This is a genomic window from Cutibacterium nasicola (genome assembly GCF_052654715.2).
In genome coordinates this window covers 2,303,052-2,328,263 of record NZ_CP199745.2, presented here as the reverse complement: position 1 = coordinate 2,328,263, position 25,212 = coordinate 2,303,052, and the positions used below count along the sequence as shown (strand labels likewise).

Annotated in this window: 22 protein-coding genes, 1 tRNA gene, 1 pseudogene and 1 riboswitch; of the genes and pseudogenes, 16 read left to right on the top strand and 8 right to left on the bottom strand. The window is 61.4% G+C overall.

The window, feature by feature from the left end; genetic code table 11:
* The first annotated feature begins 53 nt into the window (after window positions 1-53).
* From ACUCCZ_RS10880 to ACUCCZ_RS10855, 6 genes are all read left to right on the top strand, one after another.
* Complete coding sequence (locus ACUCCZ_RS10880) at window positions 54-1,055, top strand: ABC transporter permease (protein WP_435917713.1); 1,002 nt, start codon at window positions 54-56, stop codon at window positions 1,053-1,055.
* Between the two features lie 50 nt (window positions 1,056-1,105).
* On the top strand, window positions 1,106-2,050 hold the full coding sequence (locus ACUCCZ_RS10875) for a D-ribose ABC transporter substrate-binding protein (protein WP_435917662.1): 945 nt from the start codon (window positions 1,106-1,108) through the stop codon (window positions 2,048-2,050).
* Complete coding sequence (locus ACUCCZ_RS10870) at window positions 2,047-2,988, top strand: ribokinase (RefSeq protein ID WP_435917663.1); 942 nt, start codon at window positions 2,047-2,049, stop codon at window positions 2,986-2,988. The genes ACUCCZ_RS10875 and ACUCCZ_RS10870 overlap by 4 nt, the downstream gene beginning before the upstream one ends.
* Window positions 2,985-3,368: a D-ribose pyranase gene (gene rbsD, locus ACUCCZ_RS10865; protein ID WP_435917664.1), complete on the top strand. Its 384-nt coding sequence runs from the start codon at window positions 2,985-2,987 to the stop codon at window positions 3,366-3,368. The genes ACUCCZ_RS10870 and rbsD overlap by 4 nt, the downstream gene beginning before the upstream one ends.
* A 94-nt stretch (window positions 3,369-3,462) precedes the next feature.
* Window positions 3,463-3,536: transfer RNA gene (locus ACUCCZ_RS10860), tRNA-Ile, on the top strand.
* A gap of 126 nt (window positions 3,537-3,662) precedes the next feature.
* Window positions 3,663-3,728, top strand: a riboswitch (guanidine-III (ykkC-III) riboswitch).
* A gap of 63 nt (window positions 3,729-3,791) precedes the next feature.
* Window positions 3,792-3,962 carry an SMR family transporter gene (locus ACUCCZ_RS10855; protein WP_445439681.1) on the top strand — a complete coding sequence of 57 codons (171 nt, stop codon included), beginning with the start codon at window positions 3,792-3,794 and terminating at the stop codon, window positions 3,960-3,962.
* 176 nt (window positions 3,963-4,138) lie between these two features.
* Here ACUCCZ_RS10855 and ACUCCZ_RS10850 read toward each other — a convergent pair whose 3' ends face one another.
* The 6 genes from ACUCCZ_RS10850 to ACUCCZ_RS10825 form a co-directional block, all read right to left on the bottom strand.
* Window positions 4,139-5,173, bottom strand: coding sequence for an NAD(P)H-dependent glycerol-3-phosphate dehydrogenase (locus ACUCCZ_RS10850; protein ID WP_435917666.1), 1,035 nt, complete (start codon window positions 5,171-5,173; stop codon window positions 4,139-4,141).
* Window positions 5,174-5,272: 99 nt separating this feature from the next.
* Complete coding sequence (locus ACUCCZ_RS10845; protein WP_445439692.1) at window positions 5,273-6,772, bottom strand: xylulokinase; 1,500 nt, start codon at window positions 6,770-6,772, stop codon at window positions 5,273-5,275.
* A gap of 251 nt (window positions 6,773-7,023) precedes the next feature.
* Complete coding sequence (locus ACUCCZ_RS10840) at window positions 7,024-7,500, bottom strand: PTS sugar transporter subunit IIA (RefSeq protein WP_435917667.1); 477 nt, start codon at window positions 7,498-7,500, stop codon at window positions 7,024-7,026.
* A gap of 57 nt (window positions 7,501-7,557) precedes the next feature.
* A complete protein-coding gene (locus ACUCCZ_RS10835) occupies window positions 7,558-8,814 on the bottom strand; it encodes a PTS transporter subunit IIC (RefSeq protein ID WP_435917668.1) in 1,257 nt (418 codons plus the stop codon).
* A 20-nt stretch (window positions 8,815-8,834) separates the two neighbouring features.
* Window positions 8,835-9,137, bottom strand: coding sequence for a PTS sugar transporter subunit IIB (locus tag ACUCCZ_RS10830; protein WP_435917669.1), 303 nt, complete (start codon window positions 9,135-9,137; stop codon window positions 8,835-8,837).
* Complete coding sequence (locus ACUCCZ_RS10825; protein WP_435917670.1) at window positions 9,127-10,200, bottom strand: alcohol dehydrogenase catalytic domain-containing protein; 1,074 nt, start codon at window positions 10,198-10,200, stop codon at window positions 9,127-9,129. Before ACUCCZ_RS10825 ends, ACUCCZ_RS10830 begins: the two co-directional genes overlap by 11 nt.
* A 272-nt stretch (window positions 10,201-10,472) precedes the next feature.
* On the opposite strand from ACUCCZ_RS10825, the gene ACUCCZ_RS10820 reads away from it, so the two are divergent.
* A complete protein-coding gene (locus tag ACUCCZ_RS10820; protein WP_435917671.1) occupies window positions 10,473-12,365 on the top strand; it encodes a BglG family transcription antiterminator in 1,893 nt (630 codons plus the stop codon).
* Window positions 12,366-12,605: 240 nt separating this feature from the next.
* Here ACUCCZ_RS10820 and ACUCCZ_RS10815 read toward each other — a convergent pair whose 3' ends face one another.
* Window positions 12,606-14,249: an IS1634 family transposase gene (locus ACUCCZ_RS10815; RefSeq protein WP_435917672.1), complete on the bottom strand. Its 1,644-nt coding sequence runs from the start codon at window positions 14,247-14,249 to the stop codon at window positions 12,606-12,608.
* A 403-nt stretch (window positions 14,250-14,652) separates the two neighbouring features.
* On the opposite strand from ACUCCZ_RS10815, the gene ACUCCZ_RS10810 reads away from it, so the two are divergent.
* The 7 genes from ACUCCZ_RS10810 to hisC all read left to right on the top strand — a co-directional run bounded on the left by ACUCCZ_RS10810 (window position 14,653) and on the right by hisC (window position 22,847).
* On the top strand, window positions 14,653-15,354 hold the full coding sequence (locus tag ACUCCZ_RS10810) for a FadR/GntR family transcriptional regulator (RefSeq protein WP_435918179.1): 702 nt from the start codon (window positions 14,653-14,655) through the stop codon (window positions 15,352-15,354).
* 96 nt (window positions 15,355-15,450) lie between these two features.
* On the top strand, window positions 15,451-16,884 hold the full coding sequence (locus ACUCCZ_RS10805) for a four-carbon acid sugar kinase family protein (RefSeq protein ID WP_435918180.1): 1,434 nt from the start codon (window positions 15,451-15,453) through the stop codon (window positions 16,882-16,884).
* Window positions 16,885-16,928: 44 nt separating this feature from the next.
* Window positions 16,929-17,810 carry an NAD(P)-dependent oxidoreductase gene (locus ACUCCZ_RS10800; RefSeq protein ID WP_435918181.1) on the top strand — a complete coding sequence of 294 codons (882 nt, stop codon included), beginning with the start codon at window positions 16,929-16,931 and terminating at the stop codon, window positions 17,808-17,810.
* 1 nt (window position 17,811) lies between these two features.
* The gene (locus ACUCCZ_RS10795; protein ID WP_435918182.1) at window positions 17,812-19,161 is read left to right on the top strand and encodes a GntP family transporter; all 1,350 of its coding nucleotides are present in this window, start codon (window positions 17,812-17,814) and stop codon (window positions 19,159-19,161) included.
* 156 nt (window positions 19,162-19,317) lie between these two features.
* A complete protein-coding gene (locus tag ACUCCZ_RS10790; RefSeq protein WP_435918183.1) occupies window positions 19,318-20,781 on the top strand; it encodes an amino acid ABC transporter substrate-binding protein/permease in 1,464 nt (487 codons plus the stop codon).
* On the top strand, window positions 20,778-21,530 hold the full coding sequence (locus tag ACUCCZ_RS10785) for an amino acid ABC transporter ATP-binding protein (RefSeq protein ID WP_435918184.1): 753 nt from the start codon (window positions 20,778-20,780) through the stop codon (window positions 21,528-21,530). The genes ACUCCZ_RS10790 and ACUCCZ_RS10785 overlap by 4 nt, the downstream gene beginning before the upstream one ends.
* Window positions 21,531-21,788: 258 nt before the next feature.
* Entirely contained in the window at window positions 21,789-22,847 is a 1,059-nt protein-coding gene (hisC, locus tag ACUCCZ_RS10780) for a histidinol-phosphate transaminase (RefSeq protein WP_435918185.1), read from the top strand.
* Window positions 22,848-22,850: 3 nt separating this feature from the next.
* Here hisC and ACUCCZ_RS10775 read toward each other — a convergent pair.
* Window positions 22,851-23,567, bottom strand: a pseudogene (locus ACUCCZ_RS10775) (patatin-like phospholipase family protein).
* Window positions 23,568-23,617: 50 nt separating this feature from the next.
* On the opposite strand from ACUCCZ_RS10775, the gene ACUCCZ_RS10770 reads away from it, so the two are divergent.
* Window positions 23,618-24,190, top strand: coding sequence for a GNAT family N-acetyltransferase (locus ACUCCZ_RS10770; protein ID WP_435918186.1), 573 nt, complete (start codon window positions 23,618-23,620; stop codon window positions 24,188-24,190).
* Between the two features lie 20 nt (window positions 24,191-24,210).
* Window positions 24,211-24,870, top strand: a complete 660-nt coding sequence (locus ACUCCZ_RS10765; RefSeq protein ID WP_435918302.1) for a hypothetical protein — start codon at window positions 24,211-24,213, stop codon at window positions 24,868-24,870.
* Window positions 24,871-25,212: the final 342 nt, after the last annotated feature.

Genomic DNA, 25,212 nt, shown 5'->3' with positions numbered 1-25,212 from the left:
CCATTTCTGAATCCGAAAAGTATTGAAACAATGTCGTCTTGTCTCGATCGGCGATGATCGGGAAAGGAAATATCATCGTGACCACCGCAACAACAGCCACCACTCAAAAACCGTCAGTCGGTAGGAGAATTGGTTCCTGGGCCCTCAATCATGGTGCCCTTGTCGGTCTTATCATTCTGTGTATTGCCCTGTTCATTGCCACCCCGGTGTTCCTCACCGTGCCGAACATCATCAATATCGGCATTCAGGCAGCCGTGGTGGCCATCATGGCCTTCGGTATGACCTTCGTCATCGTCACCTCCGGCATCGACCTGTCGGTCGGTTCCGTCGCCGCGCTGTCGGCCATGGTCTCGGCGTGGATGTTCTCCAACGTCGGTCTGCCGGGATGGCTCACCCTCATCATCGGCCTGCTCATCGGTCTCCTCGCCGGGGCCGCCTCCGGTCTGGCCATCGCCTACGGAAAGCTGCCGGCCTTCATCGCGACGCTGGCCATGATGAGCGTCGCTCGTGGCCTGACTCTCGTCATATCCGGTGGAACACCGGTTGCCACGTCGGATGCGGTGGACCACCTGGGTGCGGACCTCGGTCCGATCCCCGTCCCCGTCATCATGTTGGCTCTGGCTGGCGTGGTGTGCTGGTTCATCCTGTCGCGCACAGTGCTCGGCCGGTCCCTGTACGCCATCGGTGGCAACGAGGAGGCTGCTCGCCTTTCCGGAATTCCGGTGCGTCGCATCCTCGTCGCCGTCTACGCCCTCGCCGGTCTGTTCGCAGGCTTGGCCGGCCTGGTGCTGGCCGGTCGCCTGTCCTCGGCTCAGCCCCAAGCGGGTATGGGATATGAGCTGGATGCCATCGCCGCCGTCGTCATTGGTGGCGCCTCCCTGTCGGGCGGTTCTGGAAAGGCCAGCGGTACCTTCATTGGTGCTGTCCTTCTGGCTGTCATTCGTAATGGCCTCAACATTCTCAATGTGTCCTCCTTCTGGCAGCAGGTCGTCATTGGCTGCGTCATTGCCCTGGCTGTCGGATTCGACGTCCTCAGGTCCAAGAAAGAGTCCTGAGCACAATATTGGCAACTGAAAAACACTGTTGAAAGATGAAAGGTGGAACGATGAAGTTCAAGACTGCTCACAAGGTCCTCGCGACGGCGGTCGTCGCGTCGATGGCTGCCACCGGTTTGGCGGGCTGCAACCGCGACGGCGGATCCGGATCGGCCGCCACCGGGACGGTCGTGCTGGCCGTCTCCACCCAGACCAACCCCTTCTTCGTCCAGCTGGTTGACGGCGCCGAGAAGGAGGCCAAGGCCAAGGGGGTCAACCTCCAGGTCCAGGATGCCTCCGACGACGCCGCCACCCAGGCCAACCAGCTCGCCAATGCGGTGTCCACTGCGGCCAAGGTCGTCATCGTCAACCCGACCGACTCCGACGCCGTCGCCCCCTCAGTCAAGGCCCTCAACAAGGCCAGGATTCCGGTCATCACTGTCGACCGCAGCTCCTCCAGCGGTGACGTCGCCTCTTTCATCGCCTCTGACAACGTGGCTGGTGGTGCCGAGGCTGCCAAGGAGCTCGCCAAGATCATGGGCGACAAGGGCGAGATCATCCACCTGCAGGGGACCCCGGGAGCCTCGGCATCCCGCGACCGTGGCAAGGGATTCACCGAGGAGATCGCCAAACACCCGTCCATCAAGGTGGTCGCCAAGCAGACCGCCAACTTCGACCGCTCCAAGGCCCTCGACGTGACGACCAATCTCATGCAGGCACACCCGAAGGCGGCTGGCATCTTCGCCGAGAATGACGAGATGGCCATCGGCGCCATCTCCGCTCTGGGATCGAAGGCTGGCAAGGGCGTCAAGATCGTCGGCTTCGACGGCACTGCTGACGGCATCAAGGCCGTCAAGACTGGAACCCTGGGAGCGACGATCGCCCAGCAGCCCGCTCTGCTTGGCAAGGCCGCGGTGGACCAGGCCGCCGACATTCTGGCCGGCAAGACGGTTTCCAAGACCACCCCGATCAAGGTTGTGCTGGTGACCAAGGACAACGCGAAGGACTACGAATGAGCGATGAGTGTGTGACATCTTCCGGCAAGGTTGCCGTCGTGGGGTCGATCAACACCGACATGAGGGTCGGTGTGGAGAGGTTCCCAGGACCTGGGGAGACCCTGGCCGGGGGAGAGGCCACCCTGACCCCCGGCGGCAAGGGGGCCAACCAGGCCCTCGCGGCGGCGCGTTGCGGAGCCCAGGTGGAGATGGTCGGTGCCGTCGGGAATGATCCGACCGCACGGACGGCCCTCTCCCTGCTCTCGGAGTGCGTCGGCCTTGACGGTGTGGAGCATCGAGACATCCTGACGGGGACCGCCGTCGTCATGGTGGCTGATTCCGGGGAGAACTCGATCATCGTCATCGCGGCTGCCAATGGGACGGTTGATGGCCAGAGCGTGCGTGCTCAGGCCGAGAGGGTGGAGGGCGCTGACGTCGTGGTCTGCCAGGGCGAGATCCCGCGCGACGGGATCGCCGCGGCGGCCCGCTGCGCCAAGAGGTTCGTGTTCAACCTGGCTCCGGTCATTGACGTGGACCCAGAGGTCATCCGGATGTCCGATCCACTGGTGGTCAATGAGCACGAGGCTGCCCTTGTCGCTGCCGCGCTGGGGTCGACGACACCTCGCCTCGAGGAGGATCCTGATGCCGCCCTGCGTGAGTTGTTGAACCTTGGGTGTCGCAGCGTCGTCATCACCCTGGGATCGGCCGGATGCATTGTCGGCGGACCGGAAGGCTTCGACTCCGTGCCGGCAACGAGCACTGTTGCTGTCGATACGGTCGGTGCGGGTGACGCCTCCGTCGGTGCCTTGGCCGCTGAGCTGGCTCGCGGCCATAGCCTTCTCGAAGGTTGCCGTTTTGCCACTGCGGTGGCGACGGCGACGGTGACCAGACGAGGGGCACAGACCTCCTACCCCAGCGTTGGGGAGATCGAGAGCCTTCGTCAGGGGGATCAAGCATGAGGAAGAGCGGATTGCTCAACCCTCAGTTGTGTGCGGCGGTGGCCAGGTTGGGGCATACCCAGACCTTCGTCGTCGCGGATGCCGGGTTACCGATTCCTGCGGACGTTCCGGTGATTGATCTGGCCCTGGTGCTGGGAACTCCGAGGTTCCAGGAGGTTTTCGACGCCATCCTGGATGAGGTCGCCGTCGAGGGGGCCACGATCGCCACCGAAGCTGTCGGCCACGAGCCGGAGGAGTGGGTGAGGAATCGGATCGACGAGGTCAGAGCCGTCAGTCACGAAGACCTGAAGAAGGCACTTCCGAGTGTCTCCTTCGTGGTGCGAACCGGTGAGACGACTCCGTACTCCAACGTCATCGTTCATTGTGGAGTGGCGTTCTGAGTGGAGCATGACACCTCGATCGGATGCCGATTTGCCCTGAACGGTAAGTATCCATTAGGGTCCTTATTCGCGGCCGGTAAACCGGTCGAGGTTCGGGCCTATAGCTCAGTCGGTTAGAGCGCCGCCCTGATAAGGCGGAGGTCACTGGTTCAAGTCCAGTTAGGCCCACGACACAAAACCCCTTGATGACAAGGGGTTTTGTTGCGTCTAGATGGCGTCTCACTGGCGCTGTGCGCCATGCTTGTCCGCAGTGGAGGCCTTTTGGGTCGGTAGCTCGCTGTGTGTGAGGAGGGGCCATGCCCCTGACCAGTGGGATCCGGACGAGGGAGCCGTACCCGGGCAGCGACAAGGCGGCCTGGAAAAGGTGGTTGTTGTCATGGCATGGCTGAGTCTTGTGGTGCTCGGTTCCTTGGGGCCGTCTGAATGACGGTAATGGGTCGATCCGAAGGATTCACCAAACCCGTCCCGAGCGTCGTTGTCGGGTGTGCCGTGAGCATGCTCGGCGTGGCGATGGCACTGAAGTCCGTACGTGTAGGGACGGCCTGTGCCGTGTGGGTTGGAACGAGGCCGTTGTCACGGTCGTGTACGCGATGATCATCGGCGTTGAGCCGGGCTGGGTGGTCAGGGTTCTGCTGCTGGGCGGGATCGTCGGGTGCGTCATTGGTCTCACGCTCGTGGAGTGACGTAGGTGTCCATGTTGTCGCCCACGCACGAGACAAGTAGTGCGGTGCGGATCGATGACTCCGCACCGCACTGTTCCTGTCACATCGTCAGGGCTTGACGGCGGCAGCTACAGCCTTGTGGACGTCGTTTGCCTCCCCGGAAAGGATGCGGGCCACGGTGTGCAGCAGTGGGACCGTCTTCTCGTCCGCACCAAGTTGATCGGCGAATCGAACGGCCAGCGGAGCTGCCGGGTACCCCTCGACGGTCTGTTCGAGCTCATTCATGGTCGCCAAGGCGTCATCGGGGTGTTCCCCCTTGCCGAGGCGAACGCCGTACAGCTTGTTTCGGCCGGACAGACCGGTGACCTCGAGGTCTCCCACCCCGGCGAGGCCGTAGGGAGTCTCAGCATGACCACCGGCATGGTCGACGAGGATGGACATCTCCCGGACGGCCTGGGCAAAGGTCGCTGCCTTGAGGTTGTGACGCGGGATGCCGCTCGCCTCCCCCAGACCGTCAGCGATGCCCAGGGCAATGGCATAGACGTTCTTGAGGGCAGCACACAGCTCGACGCCGACCTCGTCGTCACTGGGACGAATGCCGTAGGTGGCGGTGGACGCATCAGCTGCCAGTCCCTTGGCGATGTCGAAGTCGGTGCAGGCGAAGGTCGTCGCCGTCACCTCTCCGGCAGCGCACTCATTGGCCTTGACAGGTCCACCGATGGCGACGATCGGGGGAAGGGAGACCCCCTTGTCAGCTGCGATGGCACGAATGGCGTCGGGCAGCAGTGTGATGCGTCCTTCGGGATTGGTCCAGAAGCCCTTGGCCGTCAGGCACAGAGCCCGCAGATCTCCGAGGTGTTCCAGCACCATCTCGGTGACATGCGGCAGGCCGTCAGACGTCACGGCGATGTCGATGACCTCAGAGTCCGCGAGGGCCGCCGCGAGCTCGTCGCAGCGATATGTCTTGATTCCCGGTGCTGCCTCGACCTTGATGCGGGGATGGGACTCACCCTTCTCGATGCAGTCGAGCAGGTGGTCGTCCAACCATGTCCCCCACAGATGCACCTCCCAACCCGATTCGATGAGGGGTTTGCACAGCGCGGTGCCCATGGCTCCTGCGCCCAGAACGGTGAAAATTGACATGTTGCATCCTTCCTGTGTTCGCTGTCGATCACGAGGCGGACGGTGTCGCGAAGGATGTCAGATCTGGCACCTTCAACCCCACCGTAGTCTTGCCCCTCCTCAGCACGACAGCTTGGGTGACTCGGGCTTGGTGCTGGGGTATCTGTTGGCCAAGGTGTGGAGGTCCTCGAAGACCTCCTGAAGCTGCGGGTAGAGACGATGCTGGAGTTCGGCGATGTCCTCGTACTGCTCGTGCAGGGACATGTCGGGCTCGGTGGTGTCGCCGAAGTGAGCCATCGCCGTGGCGGAGACGGCGACGTCATGGCTGCCATGTGCCTCGATACCGGCCATGGCGAGCACAGCGGCACCCAGCGCAGAAATCTCGTCCTCGACGCATGTCGTGATGGGCACACCGGCGGTGTCGGCCATGATCTGACGCCACAGCGTGGAACGAGTTCCGCCTCCCATGGCACGCAAGGTCGTGATGCGGACGCCCGTCTGTTTCTCGATGCAGTCCAGGTTGAAGCGCATCTCGAATCCGATGGATTCGAGGATGGAGCGATACATGTGTGCACGGGAATGAGTCCCGCGCCAACCTACCACGGCTCCACGGGCGACCGGATCCCAGTACGGAGACTGCACGGCATTCCAGTAGGGGAGGGTGATGAGGCCCTCACAGCCAGGAGGGATGGTGCTGGCAGCCGCCTCGAGCTCGGGATCTGGCTCACCCAGGAGACGTGGATCACCGAGCGCCTCGCGGAACCACCCGGCCAGGTAGGAGCCGGACGACTGCAGAACCTCGAAGACGTACTCACCAGGAATTCCGGACACCAGGGTCCGTACCGCGGAGTCGTACCTGTAGGTGGGGGATTCGACGCCAGCGTTCACGGCGGTGCCGAGGTTGAGGTAGGCGATGTCGGGAGTGATTGCGGCGGCGCCGATGCCGGCTGCCTGACCGTCGCCAAGCCCCGCTATGACCGGGATCGTACCGTCAAGTCCCCAGTCCGCGACAAGCTCGGGGCGTAGATTGCCAATGACATCAGCAGGTGGGACGAGTTCGGCCATCTGGTCGCGACGGACACCGGCGACCTCGAGGAGTTCGTCGGCCCACGTGCGCGATTCGATGTCGAACAGACCAAGGGAGTCGGCGGACGCCTCCGACGTGGCCCACCTCCCGGTGAGGTTGAAGCAGATGTAGCCGCCGACGTCGATGACCTTGTCGGCCGGGGCGAAGGCGTCCGGTTCGTATTGCTTGAGCCATGCCATCTTGTAGATGGCAGGTGTGACGCCTGCCGGTTTTCCGGACAACTGGTGGACGCGATCAGTGCCGTAGGTGCGAATTTGCTCGGTGGCGCGGCCATCCAACCACAGAATGCCGTTGCGCAGTGGTGTGCCGTCTGCCTTGAACGGGGCGAAGGACTCTCGCTGCTGTGTCACGCCAATAGCGCGGACACGGGATCGATCTGCAGGACTGAGACCAGAAATGACCTCGCTGATCGTGTCGCGCGAGGTTTCCCACCAGCGGATGGGATTGTGCTCGTACTGATCCATTGCAGGGGTGTGCAACTGGATGGGACGCTTGGCGGTGTCCAGCACATTTCCGTCGACATCGACGACGATGGCCTTCGTGGAGGTCGTTGATGAATCGATGGCGACGACAAGGGGCCCGTCAGTGCTCTTGTTGTTCATTCTTCAGCCTTTCCAAAAACAACTGCAACGACGAAGTCGTCTTGGTGATCCCGATCACATGCCGAAACAATCAGGATCGAATGTGAATACAGCGCGACGTCATGAGCGACACAAGCTCATTCTTTTGTCGTGGCATGATGTCGCGCTGCACAATCTGGTATGAGATTCAGCGCCAGCTGTCGTCAGGCAGCTTCGGCATCAGAAGGTATCATCGCCCTGACGAGGGAAACGATCTCTTCTGGTTCGGTAGCGCTCCTGATCGTTTTCATGAGATCGCCATCCTGAATGGATTTAACGATGTTCTGAAGCATGCTCAGATGATCGTCCGCATTCGACAAAGCCATGAGAATGACGACGGACACTGGAACCTCATCCTCTTCTGATCCTCCCATCTGACCGAAGAGAACCGGTGTACGCAAGGTCGTGACAGCCAGGGCATCTCTCGTGACATACAGAGGATCTGTATGCGGGATGGCTACGCCGCCACTGACAGGCAGGCCGGTTGGGTAGTCCTTCTCTCGTTTCAAGAGGGCTTCCAAGAATCCTGGCCTGGTTACCCCGGACTCATCCAGCTGGTCAGCCATGGTTGTCAGGACGTGATCACGGTCGGTGGCGTCGATATTTATGCTTGTGAGCTTGGTGTTCAGAAGTACACTCATATTGTTACTGCTTTCACAGGCTCGGAAATAGCCGCGGGGATACTGTGCTCCGTCAGATCAGAACATCCGGTGGATGAGCGAGATGATGACGTTGGGAAGGTTGTAACCGAAGAATGCATCAGTCACAGAGCCGGAAACCTGAACGCCGGTGGCGTGCATCATCGCAGTAGCCTCTGGCGCGAAGAAACTGGCACCCCACTCAACAAAGAACATGTAGATCGTTCCAATGACGAGAGAGCGGAACATGTTTCCGTTGCATGCCAGACAGATCATCGGCATCATGTAGACGATCACGGTGAGCATCCCGACCGGGAAGTAGTTCATTCCAGGAATGATGAATGCGAAGGCAATGCACAGCGGGATCATGAGAACGGTGATGGTGATGGCTGCCGGGTCACCGAGTGCCAGAGCGACATCCATGCCGATGTTGAGCTCGCGTTCACTGCCATCCTTGTTCTTCCCGAGGTGGTGCTTCATGAAGGCCTTCGCACCTTCACCGACCGTCGACAGACCCTCCATCATGACCGAGACCATTCGAGGCAGGAGCACCAGAACGGCGGCGATTCCCATACCCATGATGAGGACGCCCTGCCAGGGCTGACGGGTCATGAGTCCTAGGAATACACCAACGATGAGACCGATGAAGGCGGTGTCGCCGAAGAATCCGAGCTTGTCGCCGACATTCTCCATGGAGATGTCGATCTTACGAACTCCGGGAATTTTGTCGATGACCCAGTTCAATGCGATTGCGATGGGCCATGCCGATGTGATGTAGGAAAGAGTCGAACATGTTGTTCCTGTGAGACCATAGTATTCCTGCCACTTTGGTGCGACATGCTGAGCCACGATGAGATCAATGACCGAAAGCACCAAGACGACACCCAGTCCTATCCAGGCGTTGTTCGTCAGTGCATAGGCCAGCGTCCCGGGGACCAGGAAATGAATGAAGTTCCAGATGTCGACGTTGAGTACGTTCGTCATCTTCGCGAGGATCATGACAACGTTTATGAGGACGACAAGGAGGATGGCGGGAGCGGCAAACGGTACTCCGAATGATGCCGCACCAACTGCTGCCCAGCCGACATCAACCGTCGTGAATCCACCGCCCATGTGCCGGTAGTAATCCACTGCCGGCTGCACGGACGTCATCAGGAATCCGATGACCAGGGACAGGCCGGAGAATCCGATACCGATCATCAGACCGGCCTTGAGGGACTTACCGAAAGGCATCCTGAAGATCAGGCAGAGGATCAGCATGACGATCGGCAGGATGACCACGGCGCCGATGTCAAGAATATCCTTGATGATTGACATGATAAAATGCTCCTAGAAGATCATTTCTGGTTCAAGACATCTCGACACGTGGAGATGATTTCTTCTGCCACCGCGTCTTGGTTGATACCGGAAATGAGACCGAACACTTGAATGACGGGCTTGTTCAACGGCTTGCCGTAGCGGGTCGTCAACATGATGACATCGACTCCGTCCTGGAGAGTCGGCAGCTGTCCCACAGTCCCTTTGGTGATCTTTGCGGGTATTTTGGCGTCTCGCAGGATTTCCTTGACCTTTTCCTGAGCGACCGTAGACGTGGCGATTCCTGAGCCACATGCGATGAGAACTTTGACTTCACTTGTCATGGTGTTCACCTTCCTTTTCATGGGGTACGAGGACCACCTTCAGGGCCTCGCCGGTACGGGTGAGTTCGATAGCTTCGTTGATCTGACTCAGTGGCACAACGTTGCTGATGACCTGTTCGGCGGGGAACTTGTCGTCAATGGCGAGTTCGAATGCCTTTTGGACCTGAACACTGGTTGCCCCATAGTGGCCGTAGATCCACATGCCCTTGTAATGGACGGAATTGGAATCAAGGCTGACACAGGTCCCCTTGGGGACACCACCGAAGAAGACAGCGGTTCCTCCGGGGCGAGTCATCTCGACGGCTTGTTGCTGGCCAAGAGCGGTCGGGTTTGCTGAGATGGCCTTGTCTGCGCCCAATCCGTGCGTGAGCTCACGGACAGCGCCGATCGGATCAACATCGCTGGAGTCAATGATCTCGTCGACTCCGAAATCCAGCCCGCGCGTCAGACGGTTCTTGTTGATGTCGATCAGGATGATCCGCGATGCCCCGCGCAGCTTGCTCAGGATGGACAGGAAAATGCCAACGGGGCCAGCTCCGAGGATCGCGACGGTGTCCCCGAGCTTGACGTTGATGTTCTCAACACACGAATACGCCGACGACAGGGGCTCGGCCAGGCTGGCACGAACCGGTGAGATTCCCTCGGGTACCCGGAACGTTGCACCGCGCTCGACACGCTTACTCGTGTACGAAACGTACTCTGCGAAACCGCCGGGGCGGTCCACGTAGTGTTCGACGTCAGTGCACAGGTTGCTGTGTCCCGAACGGCAGTACTCGCATTTCAGACAGTGTGCTTCGGGGTAGACGTAGATCCTGTCGCCAGTCTTGTACCCGGCCACGTCATCGGCCGTCTCGCACACCGTCCCCACGACCTCGTGTCCGTAGATGAAGGGATAGTCGCCCTTCCGGGAATCCGTCGTGAGATTGCGAACGTCTGAACCACACAGTCCCACGGCATCGACCCTCAGAATGAATCCTCCGGGAGGGCACGTGGGCTTCGGTACCTCTTCGACACGAATGTCGCCAGGTCCATACATTAGTGCAGCGTTCATCATCTCGGCCATTGAGTAACCTCCTGTCTTCGCCGCGGTGCGATGTGGTTGCCGTTTTGTCCTCGGCACTGGGTCAGCGATGACCCTTCCTGGACGACAATGATGGTTGAGGCCGACGAGCATTTCATGCCCCATCGGTTCCAGGAGTGCGGATCAGATTCGTTGCCGTCCAGGGGGAAACGCTTCGTTGCCAGTGCCGAGGCAAAACCCGAATTCCACCGCACAAGGATCTATGACATGATGTGTCGTTCCAGTGATGATACGTCGATGTCAGGTGTGTTCTGTTGATTCGTTTTTCACAGCGGCAGGCTCTGTTGCTGCAGCTGCTCAGCGAGGTCGATCACTCCATCAAAGGGACCGACCTCGCGGGGCTCCTTGGTGTCAGTACGAGGACGCTCAGATACGATATTGCGCGGATCAATGGGATCAGTCGGGAAAATATTATTGAATCAACGACGAACGGATATTCGGTGGAGCAATCCGTGTACACCGAGGTCGTTGCAAGGAATTCAGAGTTTTCAACTCAGCTCGAGCATCACGAACGGATACTCCTGTATCTGCTCGACACTCCCGACACCACGATCTATGACGTCATGCGTGATTGCTATCTCAGCGAGTCTGTCATAAAAGCATCGCTGAAACGTTTGAAGCCACAGTTCGAAGATCATTCGTTGCACCTGTCGGTGAAGGGTTCAGAGATTCAGCTGGATGGCGACGAAGTTCATTTCCGAAATTTCTTGGGAAGCCTCGTGAATACGGCCATGGACGCTGTTGTCGGCCAGAATGACAAGGTGGCCAGGTATCTGCCAGATGTCAGACTGGGTGATATCGAGAACTTGGTCGTCGAAACGTTGTGTGATCACTACCTGGAAATTGATGACATACGACTCAGCAACATGGTCGTGAACATCGCAATATGCGTACAACGGTACAGTTTTCCGATCGAGGACGACGCGGCGACGGATCTGGTGATGAGTAACCAATCTGAGATGTTGTGCGATCAGTTTCTGGTTGGATTGCGGAAGTTGTACCCTGATCGCCCACTGTCATCCGCTGATGACGCCTACTTGAGGTCAATCATTGGAGCGACCCTCGGACTTGGGCATGGCGAACCCGATCATCACTCTGATTCCTGTGACATTTGCTCGACAGTGAGCAGGTGCCTGGATGACACGGTTGAACACTTCGGGTTGGTCATCGCGAAGGAAGAGCTGTACGGCAGTGTTTCGAAACATGTTGAACGACTCATGGCTCACGCTCCTTCAATGCCCTATTTTCGCAATACTCTGCGTGAGTCATTGAGATCACGGTCACCATTCCTTTATGACGCCGCCGTGTACTTGGCTGACAAGCTTTCGAGGCTGTTGGGAATTTTCTTCACCGATGACGAGATCGGGCTTTTGGCCGTCTACATAGGACTGTATTCTGAACCTGCGCCGAATCCGAGTTTGGTTACAGCAGTGGTGGTCTGTCCTCGTTACCGGGCACTCCGTGATCTTCTATTGACCGGACTGGTCGACCATTTCGCGGATCGGATGAGAATTGTGGACATCGTCTCATCTGTCGCGGAAGCAGATACCTGCGATTGCGACATCGTGATATCGACGACTGAGGAACCATCGCACCGTCATACCTGTGTTCCCATCAGTGCGTTGATGTCGGATCTCGATCTGTCGGCGATTGATTCTGCACTCTTGAGGGCTAGTGAGAAGAAGTCGCGGATTGCCACTGCAAGCGCGATGAAACGTTTTCTCGATCCTACATTGTTCTTCACTGGAAGATCCTTCGACTCATGGCGTGAAACTCTCGACTTCATGTGTGAGGCGATGGAGGGGAATGGTATTGTTCCCGACACCTTCAGGGAAAGTGTTTTTCTGAGGGAAGGGTACTCATCCACGGTCTTCTTCCGGAGGTTCGCGGTCCCACACGCGATGGACTTCTTGGCGTATGAGACCAAGATTGCGATCCTCATACCGTCAACTCCGATCGACTGGGAAACGTCAGATGTTAGCTTGGTTCTCCTGCTTGCCATCAATGAGGGGGACTATGATGATTTCGTGAGGTTCTATCAGCCGTTGATTCGTGTCCTCTACGATCAGGAATTGTTCACAGAATTACGGTCAATTTCGTCGTATCATGAATTCATGAAATTTCTCGACAAGCAAATATCCATGTGAGGTCTCCGGGGCCGTCGCCTTCGTTCCGGTCATCACGTCCGGCCGGCACCGACCCCACCATCACCGGTACCGCCGGCATGTCCCTCGGCCTGCTGCGCGACGTCATCCTGCGGGACACCCTACCCGAGACGAAAGGCAAGAATTGCACCACCACGAGCTCGCCTGATCAGCCGTTGGAATGGGCAAAGGCGCGCCTTCCCGGGCAGGTGCGCTCCGTGGCACCTGACTTGTTGCATTGGCTTAGTGCCCCGCATCGGACTCGATCGCGTTGATGATGGCGCGGGCCTCGGGTGTGGTCTGGGGCTTGATGGTGTGAAGCGAGCCGTTGATCTCCAGGGTCGCTGAGCGTAGTGGGGCGAGGGTATGGACGATCCGTTTGACCGACAGGCCGGTGACCTGTCGTAGGTAACGCGAGACTGCCAGGGCGGCGAATGCCGTGGTCAGGTGGGCCTCGATGGAGTCAGAGAGCCGGTGGAAGATGGGCCGGGCCCGCAGGTCGGACTTGGCCATGCGGAAGGAGTCCTCGACGTGCCAGAGGTCGTGGTAGGCCCCGATCACCTGGACCGGAGTCATCACCGATACTGGAATATTGGTCACGTATCCCTTCAACCCGACCAGTTGGCGGGCCCGGTCGATCGCCTTGTGATCCAAGGACAAGCCGTTCGCCGATGCGCTGACGAACCGTGGCTTGCGGGCCGGTCTGTCACCGTCGACCACGGCTTTGGCGCGGTTCTCCTGAGCCGTCAATGTGGCCGAGTCCCGCACGGCCCGTTTGCGGGAGTACTGCCAGACCGCCCGCCAGCTATCGGTGGACCCGGCTGGATCCCAGACCGGCTCGGCCCGTCTGCTGCGAGGGTGGCAGGTCTTCCTCCTCACTGTGCGGGGTGTGATCGTGTCGATGATCTGCCCGTCATCGAAGGCCGTGCCGTTCCAGTGGAAATGGCCGGCCAGGTCGCTGGGGGCCTTTACCGACCGGGATCCCACGATGAACCGCAGACCCGCACCGTCCAGGGCCTCCAGATTGGAGGCCGACAGCATGCCGGCGTCTGCGACCACCACCATGTCGGCGATCTCGTGGGCCGACCGGTAGGCCTCAACAATCGGGATCAGGGTCGTGGTCTCGGCCTTGTTGCCGGGAAAACAGCCAATCTGGAGGGGAAAGCCCCAGCGGTCCACGAGGAGCCCGACCACGATCTGGGGATCAACCCGGCGTTCCTTCGAATAGCCGACCTTGCGCAGACTGTCCTCGTTCTCAGCCTCGAAGTACAGGGTGGTCACGTCATAGAGCACCAGAGTCACCTCCCCGCCACCGGCCGAGTACCGGTGGCAGGCATCAGTGATCACGGCACGGTAGTCGCGGTCCTGGGCACGAGCCAGGTGCCGGTAGATCGTGGTGTGATGCGGCAGGTCCTGACCCAAACCGGTCAGGACCCGCCCGACAGCCAGTTTCGAGGTGGGTTCGACGATCCGGGCCACAACGACCTGCTCGAACACCTGATCGGCAACCGCGTCGAATCCCAGGCGGCGATAGGCCCTGTCCAGCACAGACCACAACAGGTCCGAGGCCGTCGAGACGACCTGCGCAGGCCTGGCAAGCGCTGAACTCTCATGGCGTCCAGAGTCCTCACCGGTCAACCTGTCCTGGACCACGGGCTCGGTGAACGACTCCTCGACCGCAACCGGGATCTCCACGCCCAGGTCCAAGGGCTCCTGGCCGCTCAACTGCTCGATCCTGGCCCAGGCAGTGGTCTTGAGTACCGCCAGTTCCTCGTCACTGTGAGCCGAGCCCACATACTCCACGATGATGCGCCTGCCCCGTCGCTTCTCAGCGATCTGGACCGCCACCGCACCCGAACCCGTGCGGACCGTCCGGACATAGGTCATGACCCCCACAATACGGGCCCCCAGGACCGTCTTAGTGCCCCAAAACAGCCACGATCGAACACGAAACCCCTAGCCAGACCAACACACCCGACCGAACCCCGAAAAACTGCATCAAGTCAGGCTTACTGCCCGCCCCACCTAAGCGAAAGAACACACCGCTACACCACTACGAGGGACTTGACCGGCCGTGCCCGCGATCGCCGCCCCGAGGTAGCCGACGGTCACGCTCGACTGCGACGGGGCGACCTTCACGCGCGACAGCCACCTTGGCGGCATCCTGCACCAAGCGATGCTGTGGGCGGCTGCCTCCCTCCGATCAGGTGAGGAAAGGGCCTCCACCACTAGACTCGTCCCTACACACCGGCTGGCCATACTTGGTCATGCCGGGAGGACGGAGGAGAGTATGGCCCGACGACCCCTTGCCGACGAGGCCATCGACGCGATCTTGGACCACATCGTCGACGGCACGTTTGCGCCCGGCGAGGCGTTGCCGTCGGAACAGGACCTTGCGAATCTCCTTGGTGTCTCGCGCCCGACGATGCGAGAAGCGGTCCGTGCGCTCACCGACCGTGGCATCCTCAACGTCGTGCACGGCCGTGGCACCTACGTCACCGAGCAGCGCGAGTGGCGCGACCTGCCCACGTTTATCAACGTCGTCGCCCGCACCACCTCACCCCGGGAACTCGGCCGTCAGCTCACGGAGGTGCGGCGGATGATCGAGGTTGGCGCCTGCGGACTTGCTGCGCAGCACCGTACAGACGAGGACCTCGACGCCCTGCGAACATGCCTCGCAGACTATGATCGGGCTGCCGCCAGGGAAGACATCGAAGAGGTCGTCCGCCTCGACCTCGACTTCCACGAGTGCATTCTCCGCGCGACAGGCAATCCCTTCCTCGCCCCCGTCATGCACTCGCTGACCGATGCCCTCCAGCGTTCCCGTCGGGTCACCTCGGCGCAGGTTGAGGTGCGGGAGCGCGCGACGCGCCACCACCGCGACATCCTCCGGGCGATCAAGGTCAGGGACGCGGAGGCAGCCAAGAACGCCATGCGGGCACACATGACGCAGACGCGCGACGACATCGCGAAGTTTGCCTCGGACCACTGAGCCGGCCAAATCTCCGACGATCCCTTGCGCAACATTCTTCGGTGTGTCTACCATCAAGCAAAGACCTCAGAGGTCTGAGCACAAAGGAGTGAGAGCATGGCTTTCCTGTTGGCCGAACTCTTGGACGGGATGCCCCCAGCGCGTGAGCTGACGGCAGCGGACGTCGTCGAGGCGCGTACGAGAGCGAACGACACCACCACCTACGTCGTCCTCGACGACGACCCCACCGGCACGCAGTCCGTCGCCGATCTTCCGGTGCTCACGCACTGGGAGGTCGAGGACTTCCGCTGGGCCTTCTCGAGCGGGAAACCCGCCGTCTACGTCATGACCAACTCGCGGTCGCTGGCCCCCGACGACGCAGCGCGCGTCAACAGGGAGGTCGTAGCCGCCGCGATCGAGGCCAGTCAAGGGCACCCCGTCGCTTTTGTCTCGCGCTCGGACTCCACGCTGCGCGGGCACTTCCCGTTGGAGCCCGACACCATCGCCGACGAGCTAGCTCGGCATGGAGCGCGCCCCGTCGACGGCGTGGTCATCGTCCCTGCCTTCGGTGACGCGGGCCGAATCACGGTACGCGGTACCCACTACGCCGGATCCGTGGCCGAGGGGTTCTCACCCGTCGGCGAGACGCAGTTCGCGCGCGACGCGACGTTCGGCTACTCCTCGTCGCACCTGCCTCGCTGGGTGGAGGAGAAGACCGACGGCGCCGTCCCCGCCGCCGACGTGCTGGTGCTCGATCTCGCCACGCTCCGCGCCGACCATGAGGGCGCCATCGCGTTGTTGCGCTCGGCGACGAACCGGCAGCCGATCGTCGTGGACATTGTGGAAGAGAACGACCTGCGCGCTCTGGCGCTCGCCCTCATCGCGGCAGAGTCCGCTGGCTCACACTTCGTGTATCGCGTAGGTCCGCCGTTTCTCCGCGGCCGCATCGGACAGGCTGTCAAGGAGCCCGTGAGCGTCGACGAGATCCGCGCCTCCCGCAGCGGTCGTGACGTTACGCCGGGCGGACTGATCGTCGTTGGGAGTCACGTGGATCTCACCACTCACCAGCTCAACCTTCTCCGCGAGACGCAACAGCCGTTCGAGCTCGAAATCGAGGTGGCGCAGATCGTCGGTGAGGGCCGTCGGGATGAGCATGTTCGTGATGTCGCTGCCCGCGCGGCAAAGCACCTCGCCGAAGGGAATGTGGTCGTCCGCACTTCCCGCGCCCTCGTCACGGGCCCCGACAGGCAGGCGTCGCTCGACATCGCTCGGAGAGTCTCGGAGGCCGTCGTCGAGGTGGTGCAGCAGGTGCTGGCGAAGACGTTGCCGCGGTTCGTCGTCGCCAAGGGTGGCATCACCTCATCCGACGTGGCGACGCACGGGCTCGGCTTCCGGCGGGCTAACGTCGTCGGTCCGATGCTGCCGGGCATCGTGTCGCTCTGGTCCGCCCAGGACGGCCCCGCAGCCGGCATTCCGTTCGTCGTGTTCGCTGGCAACGTTGGGCAGGCCAATTCGCTGGCCGAAGTCGTCGTGAAACTCACCCAAGCTTGATCCCACCACCATCGCTGTTCCCCTCCAACCGAAAGGATTTAACCATGAACATCGCCGTTCTCGGCCTGGGTGCCATGGGACTGCCCATGGCCACCTGGCTTACTCAGTCATTCACCGTGACGGGCTTCGACATCGCCGACGAGCGCGCCCAGCTCGCAGCCGAACAGGGGGTCACCTGCCGCGCCAGCGCGCGAGAGGCCTGCGCCGACGCGGACGTCGCCCTTGTCGCAGTGCGCAATCAGGCCCAGCTCGAAGAGCTCCTCTACGGCGGCGCGGGCATCGTCGAGATGTTGCCGAAGGGCAGCGCGATCATCCTCACCTCCACCGTCGGTATTGCTGCTGTCGAGCAGGTCGCGCAACGGCTTGCGGACGACGGCATCGGCCTCGTCGACGCGCCCGTCTCAGGAGGCCCCGTCCGCGCGGGCAAGGGTGACCTGCTGGTCGTCGTCGGAGCGTACCCCGACGTGTATGCCCACGCCCTTCCTGTGCTCGAGGCCATGGCCTCCAACCTGGTGCTCGTCGGTGAAACGCCCGGCAAGGGGCAGGCCATGAAGACGGTCAACCAGCTCCTCTGCGGCGTCCATATCGCCGCCGCAGGCGAGGCGCTGGCGCTCGCGGGCCAACTTGGCCTGGACCAAGAGAAGGCCCTTGAAGCGCTCATGTCCGGCGCTGCCGCGTCTTTCATGCTGGGCGACCGCGGTCCCCGCGCCATTCAACGCTATCGCGGCGAGGAGGCTGAGGTGAAGTCACGCGAAGACATCTTCGTGAAGGACATGGGGATCGTGACGGCCACCGCCAAGTCGGTGGGCATGGCCGTTCCCGTCGCGGCCGCAGCCGAACAACTTTACCTGCTCGGCTACGCGAACGGTCAGGCTGCGCGCGACGATTCGTCGATCATCGACGTCGTCACCCCAAAGCGGGGCTGACATGGGAGCCGGAGCGCTGCTCGGCATCGCACTCGGTGCCATCGTGCTGCTGTTGTTGCTGGTTATCGAAGTCAAGATGCCAGCATTCGTTGCCATGCTGCTCGTGTCATTCGGTACCGCGTTGGCAGCGGGTATTCCATTGCTCGACATCATCCCGACGATGACCACGGGCATGGGCAACACACTGTCCAGCGTGATGATCGTCGTCGGTCTCGGCGCGATGTTGGGGCGCCTGATCGAGACGGCCGGCGGTGCCGACTCACTCGCGCAGCGCTTCTCGGCCGCGCTGGGGCCGAAGCGCGTCGTCGCCTCCGTGACTGCGGCCGCATTCGTCCTCGGCATTCCCGTGTTCTTCGATGTGGGGTTCATCATCCTTGCTCCGATCATCTTCGGCTTCGCTCGCGCAGCCAAGATCAATCCCCTGCGCATCGGCCTCCCCGTGGCAGGTGCAATGCTGACGGTGCACGTCGCCCTGCCTCCGCATCCGGGCCCGGTTGCTGCTGCGGGTATCACGGGTGCCGACAACGGCATGTCACTGCTCATCGGCCTGCCGATTGCCGCTGTGACCACGGTGATCGGTTTCATAGCCGCAAAGCTGTTCAAGCTCGAGAGCGTCACGCTCGGGGAGTCGCCGGCCACCAAGCAGGCGGAGCCTGTCGACGGCGGAACTCGCCAGCCGCTGGGGGCCGGGACCGTCGTCGCGCTCATCCTGCTGCCGATCGTGCAAATCATGATCGGCACTGTGGGCAACATGATGCTCGCCAAAGGCTCGATGCCGCAGAAACTCGCGGCAGTCATCGGTGCCGCCCCGCTCGCACTCCTCACAGCAGTGATCGTGGCCTACCTCGTCGTCGGCCATCAGCAGCGGTGGGGGCTGGCGAAGCGAGGGTTGGTGCTCGACTCGGCATTACCGGACGTGGCAGTAATTGTGTTCGTCACCGGCGCGGGCGGAGTGTTCGCGAACGTGCTGGTCACGTCGGGTATCGGCAAAGCATTCTCCGAAGTGCTCATCGGCCTCCACATGCCGGTCATCCTCGCTGGCTTCCTGATCGCCGCCGCGCTGCGCGCTTCGCAGGGCTCGGCCACCGTCGCGATCCTCACCGCCGCTGGTCTGATGGCGCAGCCAATCGCCGACGTCGGCTACAGCAGCACCCAGGTGGCGCTCGTAACGCTCGCGATTGGCTTCGGTGGCCTCGGCCTGTCGCACATCAACGACTCTGGCTTCTGGATCGTCACGAAGTACCTTGGGCTCAGCGTCAAGGACGGCCTGCGCACCTGGACAGTCCTGTCGACGATCTTCAGCCTGACAGGCTTCCTGCTGACGTGGGGAGTGTTCGCGCTGGTCTCCTGATCAGGGTGCTGTAAGGCCGCCGTCGGAATGGGCGAAGGCACACCCGCTCGGGTTTTCCCGGGCGGGTGCGCCTTGTGGCACGAATGCGGGAAGGCCCCCGATATCACTACGATTCCCGCCGTGGCGCCACAGCGGCGTCAAGTTGGGAGAAACCGCATGATTCACGTGTCACAGCGGGTCAGACGACTCATGGGTCTCATCATGGCTGCCTTCGTGGGCCTGGTGACCCTCATGGGTTCCGGAATGACCCAGGCACATGCCGACGACTCCTCGTCGGTCAAGGGCAAGACCTTCATCATTGCCACTGACACCACCTTCGCACCGTTTGAGTACCGTGACTCCTCCGGTGAGATGGTCGGTATCGACATGGATCTCATCCGCGAGATCGCGAACCGTGAGGGATTCAAGGTTGACATCAAGGCGATCGGCTTCGACGCTGCGCTCCAGGCCGTCCAGGCGAAACAGGCCGACGCCGTGATCGCCGGAATGTCGATCAGCGACGAGCGCACGAAGGTTTTCGACTTCTCTGATCCGTATTTTCAGTCCGGCGTGCAGATGGCCGTCAAGAAGGATTCGGACATCTCCGGGTACGAGGACCTCAAGGGCAAGACGGTGGTCGCCAAGACTGGCGCCGAGGGCTTGATGTATGCCAAGTCCATCGCGACGAAGTACGGATTCACCGTCAAGGCCTTGGACAAGGCGGACACCATGTACTCCGAGGTGCAGACCGGTAACGCGGTCGCCGTCTTCGACGACTACCCGGTACTGGCCTACGGCATTGCCCAGGGCAATGGCTTCAAGACCGTCACGCCCAAGGTGGCTGGCGGGTCCTATGGTTTCGCGGTCCTCAAGGGCACCAATGTGGCCCTCATGAATGCCTTCAACAAGGGCTTGGCAGACGTCAGGGCCGACGGCACCTACGACAAAATGGTCGACAAGTACCTCAAGGCCCCCGACGCTGAGGCCGACCAGTCCTTCTGGCAGCTCTTCGTGAGCAGCTTCCCTGCGCTCATGAAGGGTCTGGGAATGACCCTGGCTGCCACTGCGCTGAGCTTGCTGTTCGCAGCGATGCTCGGCGTCATCTTCGGGTTCTGCAAGGTGTCCGGTATCGGGATCCTCAAGGTCATCGCGGCCATCTACGTCGACGTCTTCCGAGGGACACCGCTGCTGGTCCAGGCCTTCTTCTTCTACTTTGGTCTGCCCACGGTGACCGGGATCAAGATCGGCGTACTGACGGCCGGCGTCCTGACCCTGTCCCTCAACGCCGGTGCCTACATGACTGAAATCGTTCGCGGCGGCATCCAGTCCGTTGATCCCGGGCAGATGGAGGCGTCCCGATCCCTGGGCCTGAACTGGATGCAGTCGATGCGCAAGGTCATCGTTCCGCAGGCGGTCAAGATCAGCACCCCGGCTGTCATCAACCAGTTCGTCATCAGCCTCAAGGACACCTCGCTGCTGGCTGTCATCGGATTCGCCGAGCTGACCTATCAGGGCCAGCAGATCATCGCACGGAACTTCCGGTCCTTCGATATCTGGCTGATGGTCGGCATCATCTACTTCATCGTCATCTTCGCCCTGACGAAGCTGTCGAACTTCGTCGACAGAAAGGTGAACAAGTGACCACCGCAACTTCCTTTGACGGCCCCATGATCGAGGTCATCGACCTGCACAAGTCCTTCGGGGAGATGGAGGTGCTCAAGGGCATCTCGGCCACCATCACCAAGGGTGAGGTGTTGTCCATCATCGGCCCTTCCGGGTCCGGAAAGTCAACGTTCCTGCGCTGCCTTAACCTGCTGGAGGAGGTGACGAGCGGCACCGTCAAGGTGGAGGGCCAGGACCTCACTGCCAAGGACACCGACATCAACAAGGTGCGCCAGAAGGTGGGAATGGTCTTCCAGCACTTCAACCTGTTCCCGAACATGACCGTTGCCGAGAACATCATGCTGGCTCCGGTGCAGCTCAAGAAAGCCAACAGGAAGGAGGCTGCCGAGCGTGCCCGTCAGATGCTGGAGCGGGTGCACATGGCCGACAAGGCCGACGTCCGTCCCTCACAGCTGTCAGGTGGTCAGAAGCAGCGTGTTGCGATCGCCCGTGCCCTGGCTATGGATCCCGACGTCATGCTCTTCGACGAGCCGACCTCGGCCCTCGATCCCGAGATGGTCGGTGAGGTGCTCGACGTCATGAGGGACCTCGCCGAGGGCGGCATGACGATGGCCGTCGTCACCCACGAGATGGGATTCGCTCGCGAGGTCGCCGACAAACTGATGTTCATGTCTGACGGATACCTCGTGGAGGAGGGAGATCCGGTCGAGGTGCTCTCCAACCCTCAGCACGAGAGGACGAAGAACTTCCTGTCGAAGGTGCTGTGAGACACCTCTGAGATCTGACGTGGCGACGCTCCCCAGCGTCGCCACGTCCGTGTCTGGGGGCGTTGGTGGCTGGTGAGAGGGTGCCTGGGATCGCGTGTGGTAATTCGGTTGCTGACGGTCGGAGCTACTATTCACGGTGGCAGGGGGACCGATCACAAACCCGTTCTCCACCACCATGCCGGGTGCCGCCAGACGAAACAGCGTCAGCTCGGAAGTCAGGGTGTGAAAGAGTTCCCGAAGCGACGATGGGAGGACGACGTGAGCCAGAGTCGGCGGGATGTTGTTCGAGGACTGCCGCTGTACAAGCAGGGGGCCGCTCCCGGTGAGGGGACCGTCAAACTGTCGTCCAACGAGAACCCGTTCGGGCCGTTGCCGAGTGTCGTCGAGGCCGTCACCCGGATGCTCGTCGGGTTCAACCGTTACCCGTTGATGAGTGCTGAGGAAGTGCGCTCGGTCATCGCTGAGCATGTCGGCGTCGACATGCGCCAGGTGGCCGTCGGGGCTGGGTCGACCGAGGTCGCCAGCCAACTCATGCATGCCGTGTGCGGTGCTGGCGACGAGATCATCTTTCCGTGGCGCTCCTTCGAGGCCTACCCAATCTTGACCCAAGTCGCCGGGGCCACCCCTGTTCCGGTGCCGTTGACGAAGGATCTGCGTCACGACCTCGACGCGATGGCTGCTGCGATCACCGACCTCACCCGACTCATCTTCCTGTGCACCCCCAACAACCCGACCGGGACGGTCCTGCACACCAACGAGGTGGAGGAGTTCCTGACCAAAGTGCCCGAGGAGGTCGTCGTCGTCATGGATGAGGCCTACTGCCACTTCAACAAGGAGGAAGGCGCCGTAGACGGGCTCAGCCTTCTCGACCACCACCCGAACGTCGTCGTGCTGCGGACCTTTTCCAAGGCTTATGGTTTGGCGGGTCTACGTATTGGTTTCGCGATCTCCACCCCCGAGATCAGTGACGACCTGCGTCGTGTCGCCACCCCATTCACGGTGACCTCCCTGGCTCAGCAGGCTGCAGTCGCGTCGCTGGCCGTCGAGGACGAGCTCAACGAGAGGGTCCAACAGATCATCGCCGAGCGCACCAGGGTCTTTGATGCGCTGGTCGGGCAGGGGTGGCAGGTCAGCCCCTCCCACGCGAACTTCCTGTGGCTGGCAACAGGGGACGACACCGATCGGGTTGACGAGGCGTTGGCTTCCCAGGGCGTCTATGCTCGGTGCTGGAGTAGCGAGGGGATCCGCTTGTCGATGGGGTTGCCTGCGGAGAACGACCGGGCGATCGAGGCGCTGGCTGTTGTGGCCAAGGGCTGAGTTTCAGACCCCCAGGAAGTCCTGCCATTTCGGAAGCTCGGCGTTGACCTGCGCCATTCCGAGGGCATAGGCCTGACGCAGTCTTGTGACGTCCTTCTCCTTGTTGGTGACGGGCATGACGCGCGGGTAGAAGACGTAGGCCTTGCCATCGGCCTCGAGGTCGCGCAGCATCTCCCGGGCGGCGTCGATGGGGATGCCACTCGCGTCACCGATGGCTCCGTCGACGTACTCGACGCCGTCAATGGTCATTGGGGGCATGAAACCAGGCATCGTCGAGCAGGCCCGTACCCGCACCATGAGGTCGTCCATGGTGGTCATCTCGTCGCCGGTGAACCATGTCTGCTGGCCGTTGTCGGTACGGGTGGCGTCAATACGAGATTGCTGGGTGGGTTCGGAGAAGGTCTGGAAGTCGAAGGGGAGTGCCTGGTTGGGCCTACCGGTGCGCTGATAGATGTATTCGGCGTGGAAGAATCCGCGCCCGATGATCCAGGTGCCGAGATTGCCGAATCGGGGGTCGGCGAAGTCGGTGAAGCATTGCCGGGTACGCCAATGGTCGCGAGAGATGTAGTTGACGGGTGTGTGTTGCCCCAGCCGAGATGCCGGACACGTGTGGGAATTCCCAGCCCATGTCCAAGAGTCTGACGATGACGGCGCTGGTGTACGAGGAGCGCATCCCACCCCCTCGAGGACCAGAGCTGTGCGTTCCATGGGAGTGGTCATGCGTCCAGCCTGCCACGCTGCGGGTTGGGATTGGCGGGCAGAATGGGGGAGTGATTCCTCCAACCGATGTTCCTCGTGGTGGCGACCCTGAGCGGGTCGGAGAGGTTGATGTCCGGCCACTCGTGGAGGCGGACCTGGAGTGGCTGTGGCACTGGGATGTCGAGGTTGTCGATCCGCAGTGGAAACAGTGGGACGGGCCGTATTTCGGGGCTGACGATGACCGTACTTTGGAGGAATTCGCCGAGGAATGGCGCTCGGGCCTCATGACTGGCCACCGAGCCGTGGTGACGGTGGACGGGAACCGCGCTGGATTCGTCTCCCGGTTCGAGCTCCCACCAGCTGGAGACGGCTGGTGGGAGCTCGGAATCGTGTTGTTCCGACCTGATCTGTGGGGACGAGGGATGGGTCGTCGAGCGTTGCGATTGTGGACTGAGGAGACCTTCGCGACGACGGATGCGCTGGTGGTGACTCTGACGACCTGGAGTGGCAATGACAGAATGATTCACTGTGCCAATGCTGTGGGATACCGAGAATGTGGCAGGATTCCGCAAGCACGGTCGTGGCAAGGACGTCGGTGGGATTCGGTGACGATGGCCTTGTTGCGCGCCGACTGGACGAGTTGAATGAGGTGGGGGGTGAGCAGATGCGCCGCAGCGTGGTGGTATGTGCCCTGCTCCTCTGTGTCCTCATCTGTGGATGCAGCACCCTCAAACCTTTGACGGATCCGCAACCCACTCCGACATCCTCGGCGAGTTCGCCGACCGTCGGGACTGATGCTCATCCGTCCTGGGCTGTCACGGTGACGCGATCGGGCACGAAACTGGGGAGCTTTGGCGACGACCGCATCCGCATCGAGGTCGAGCAGGCCGCCATCGTGAAGGCTCCCAAGGATTCCGTCATGGTTGATCCGGATGACGGTACGCCGGTGGTGCGCAAGGGATCGCCGATTGTGCTGGTTCGTTACATCATCACGAATCTCTCCACCGCACCGATCAACCTGGGGCTGGGAACTGTGACGATCACTGCGCGTTACCCGGACTGGAGTTGGCGTCAGCCCTTGGTGTCGGTGCCGGCGCCAGCGGCCGATGCCATGCACAAGGTGGTGACGACTCCTTTTGCTCCCGGAAATGCTCGGCCGCCATATGTGTTGGGACCTGGAGAGTCATTCATGGTGGGGGCGAATTACCCCTATGAGACAGCAGAGCAACTCGATGTGACGGCCAAGGTCGTGGTGTGCGATTCGGCAGGGGCGGTGGACCCGGGGTTGGGGTGGACCCTCACCGGTCAGGTGCATTTGGCGTAGCCATGAGGAGTTGGGAGCTCGCCCCCGTATCAATGCGGCGTGTCTGAATGGCACAATCGCCATGTTCATAGGCCACCTTCTGACGGGTGGCGACGGTCTGTGGTGTGATACGCCATTCACTCATGACCATCCCGACAGGGGCGCCAGGGCAGAGTCCGAGATGTTGTTGTCCACAGGAGTGTCCACAACTGCGGTGCCAAACTGTGGATGACGATCGTGAGCGGTGTGATCTGAAACACCCATGAAACTGTTGTTCACAGATGTGCTGTGAGTCTCTTGAGAGCAGCCGAGGCGCGCACATAGCTTCACGGCCATGTCTGCGACGACTCCTGCACACATGGC

Bases quoted from the DNA above. Each gene is read 5' to 3' on its own strand.
- ACUCCZ_RS10880 (WP_435917713.1), top strand. From the start codon at position 54: ATGATCGGGAAAGGAAATATCATCGTGACCACCGCAACAACAGCCACC.
- ACUCCZ_RS10875 (WP_435917662.1), top strand. From the start codon at position 1,106: ATGAAGTTCAAGACTGCTCACAAGGTCCTCGCGACGGCGGTCGTCGCG.
- ACUCCZ_RS10870 (WP_435917663.1), top strand. From the start codon at position 2,047: ATGAGCGATGAGTGTGTGACATCTTCCGGCAAGGTTGCCGTCGTGGGG.
- rbsD (WP_435917664.1), top strand. From the start codon at position 2,985: ATGAGGAAGAGCGGATTGCTCAACCCTCAGTTGTGTGCGGCGGTGGCC.
- ACUCCZ_RS10855 (WP_445439681.1), top strand. From the start codon at position 3,792: ATGACGGTAATGGGTCGATCCGAAGGATTCACCAAACCCGTCCCGAGC.
- ACUCCZ_RS10850 (WP_435917666.1), bottom strand. From the start codon at position 5,173: ATGTCAATTTTCACCGTTCTGGGCGCAGGAGCCATGGGCACCGCGCTG.
- ACUCCZ_RS10840 (WP_435917667.1), bottom strand. From the start codon at position 7,500: ATGAGTGTACTTCTGAACACCAAGCTCACAAGCATAAATATCGACGCC.
- ACUCCZ_RS10835 (WP_435917668.1), bottom strand. From the start codon at position 8,814: ATGTCAATCATCAAGGATATTCTTGACATCGGCGCCGTGGTCATCCTG.
- ACUCCZ_RS10830 (WP_435917669.1), bottom strand. From the start codon at position 9,137: ATGACAAGTGAAGTCAAAGTTCTCATCGCATGTGGCTCAGGAATCGCC.
- ACUCCZ_RS10825 (WP_435917670.1), bottom strand. From the start codon at position 10,200: ATGGCCGAGATGATGAACGCTGCACTAATGTATGGACCTGGCGACATT.
- ACUCCZ_RS10815 (WP_435917672.1), bottom strand. From the start codon at position 14,249: ATGACCTATGTCCGGACGGTCCGCACGGGTTCGGGTGCGGTGGCGGTC.
- ACUCCZ_RS10810 (WP_435918179.1), top strand. From the start codon at position 14,653: ATGGCCCGACGACCCCTTGCCGACGAGGCCATCGACGCGATCTTGGAC.
- ACUCCZ_RS10805 (WP_435918180.1), top strand. From the start codon at position 15,451: ATGGCTTTCCTGTTGGCCGAACTCTTGGACGGGATGCCCCCAGCGCGT.
- ACUCCZ_RS10800 (WP_435918181.1), top strand. From the start codon at position 16,929: ATGAACATCGCCGTTCTCGGCCTGGGTGCCATGGGACTGCCCATGGCC.
- ACUCCZ_RS10795 (WP_435918182.1), top strand. From the start codon at position 17,812: ATGGGAGCCGGAGCGCTGCTCGGCATCGCACTCGGTGCCATCGTGCTG.
- ACUCCZ_RS10790 (WP_435918183.1), top strand. From the start codon at position 19,318: ATGATTCACGTGTCACAGCGGGTCAGACGACTCATGGGTCTCATCATG.
- ACUCCZ_RS10765 (WP_435918302.1), top strand. From the start codon at position 24,211: ATGCGCCGCAGCGTGGTGGTATGTGCCCTGCTCCTCTGTGTCCTCATC.